Genomic DNA, 1,998 nt, shown 5'->3' with positions numbered 1-1,998 from the left:
TCATCCTTACACAAACTATTTTACGGTCTCACAATAAATAATTTACTGCATTGACAAACCTTAATATATTAAAGTTTGTTTTTTTATTCTTTCATTTTATTGTAGTAAATTATTTGTTGTAGTAGATATATAAGCTACCACAATTATTTACATTTAATTTTAAAAAATTTTTTATAAGTTCTTATCTTAACTACTTATTAAAGCTGATATATAATTTACTATTTCTTTATAGTTTGAACGAAAATAAAAAGCAATTTCTAAGAAAAGATATTAAAAATAAAACAGATTATATACATCCAGTCCAAGATAAAAAATTTTGAAAGATAACGCTGGCTACTTGTCCAATTTTTGTGGGTCACTACACATCACCCTAATGCTACGCAAACTTTTTTTACTTAATGGGTGTAATACTAAGATACTTTAATGTTTTACTATAGTAGCTGCTAGTAAGTACTTGTATTCACATTCTTTTCAGTGTATACTTGTACTTACAAAAGCATGATAGGAGTGAATAATATGAAAAATCAAGTTTTAGGAACATATACTGTAAGACAGACTGGTAATGCTAATTCTGTGACTATTCCAGCAAGTGCCGGTTTAAGAAAAGGTGACAATGTAGTTTTAATTCTAAAGCCAGATGGAAATCTCGAGATAAAAAAAGAAAGAAGAAATTTTTGGGACGAAGCACCAGTCATGTCCGCTCAAGAAAAGAAGATGCAAATCGAGGATTTGGGATATGATCCATTAGAACAAACACCAAAAGGTAGAGAAAGAATTGAGGAATAAAAGTGAAAGCATATCCCAAGCAAGGTGATTTTGTATTTATGGACGCTGAGCCACATGCTGGTCATGAAATCGGAGGGCATGATCCAGAAAATCAAAATGACAGAAGACCTTATCTTGTATTAAGTAAAGAGGTATTCAACTATAAAACTGGATTGGTACATGCAATGGCTATATCATCAAAAGTAAAAGAAAGTCCATTTCGAGAACGTATTATAGATTTTGAATCAGGCATAAATGGTGATTTACTTTTAACACAAATTCCAGAATACGATTTTGAAGCAAGAAGAGGGGAGATAGTAGGACATATTAAAGATCAAGGAAAGTTAGATAAGGTGCTCGCTGTCTTCCTCAGTGAATTTAGATAGTAAATTTGCTAAAGCCAAAATCAACATTTGACATTGGAGCTTAAAAAAATGCTGATACATTGCGTTACTTTGATATAGCGACAGTATCAGCATTTTAATTTACTTTTTTAAGTCATTCTCTTCGAGAACTTTTATGGTTGAATACAAAAGAGTGTAATTTTTAACAAACATGCCATGTTTTATACAAGTATCTATAATGCTGTTTGTTTTAGCATTTATGTTGATGAATATAGTAATAATTTTTCCAATTATATGCGAAAAGTGTAGCAGTGTAAAGAGTAATGTTAAAATTATCCAGATAAAGATTGACCAAAGTTTCAAGTTAGAAAGGTGACTGATAAATATTCCCTTAATATCATCTTCTATTGAATTTATGACAAAAATCATAAATATATATTTTGATAACTTAAAAGTTTTCCTAACTGCATCTTTATTTTGGTTTAATTGATGAGTGGCTTTTTGATATAAAAAATGATATTTGTCTACATTACAAACGAGTGCCATTTTTTTGAAGGCTGGTTCTTTTGCAAAGAAACTCTTATGGCTGTATTTATACCATATAAAGAAAACAAGTCCTGTAATTATTACAGTAATATCGAAAACTTGATCGCTAATTGGAATTGTGGTTTGGCCAAATTCAATAAAAAATGGAAAACCACAAATTACAGTCCAAGTAAACGCAGCTAGAATTTCATTCAATTTTGTATTAACATCTTTTCTATAATTTTTATACGTATCCGAATTAACATTAATTACTTGTTTACATTGTTTGTAAACATCGTTATCCTTATAAAACAATTTAATATCTCTCCTTAAAAAATTGAGACCGTAAAATAGTTTGTGTAAG

The 1,998-nt window shown here is 29.3% G+C and carries 3 protein-coding genes; 2 read left to right on the top strand and 1 reads right to left on the bottom strand.

All coding sequences use genetic code 11. The features are described 5' to 3' along the window. The first annotated feature begins 516 nt into the window (after positions 1-516). Together FC45_RS07405 and FC45_RS07400 are read left to right on the top strand one after the other, a co-directional pair. Complete coding sequence (locus FC45_RS07405) at positions 517-786, top strand: hypothetical protein (protein ID WP_006587832.1); 270 nt, start codon at positions 517-519, stop codon at positions 784-786. A gap of 2 nt (positions 787-788) precedes the next feature. Beyond that, on the top strand, positions 789-1,151 hold the full coding sequence (locus FC45_RS07400; protein WP_006585521.1) for a type II toxin-antitoxin system PemK/MazF family toxin: 363 nt from the start codon (positions 789-791) through the stop codon (positions 1,149-1,151). Positions 1,152-1,250: 99 nt separating this feature from the next. Here the strand turns inward: FC45_RS07400 and FC45_RS07395 are convergent. Beyond that, positions 1,251-1,998: hypothetical protein (locus FC45_RS07395; RefSeq protein WP_236694526.1), on the bottom strand; the 748-nt coding region annotated here is incomplete at its 5' end.

The organism is Lactobacillus jensenii DSM 20557 (assembly GCF_001436455.1).
GTDB classification, from domain to species: domain Bacteria; phylum Bacillota; class Bacilli; order Lactobacillales; family Lactobacillaceae; genus Lactobacillus; species Lactobacillus jensenii.
Note: the sequence above shows the minus strand (reverse complement) of the source record. Positions and strands in the feature narration are given on the sequence as shown.

What these genes read in the sequence shown, in the direction of transcription:
- FC45_RS07405 (WP_006587832.1), top strand. Translation starts at nt 517, where the DNA reads ATGAAAAATCAAGTTTTAGGAACATATACTGTAAGACAGACTGGTAAT.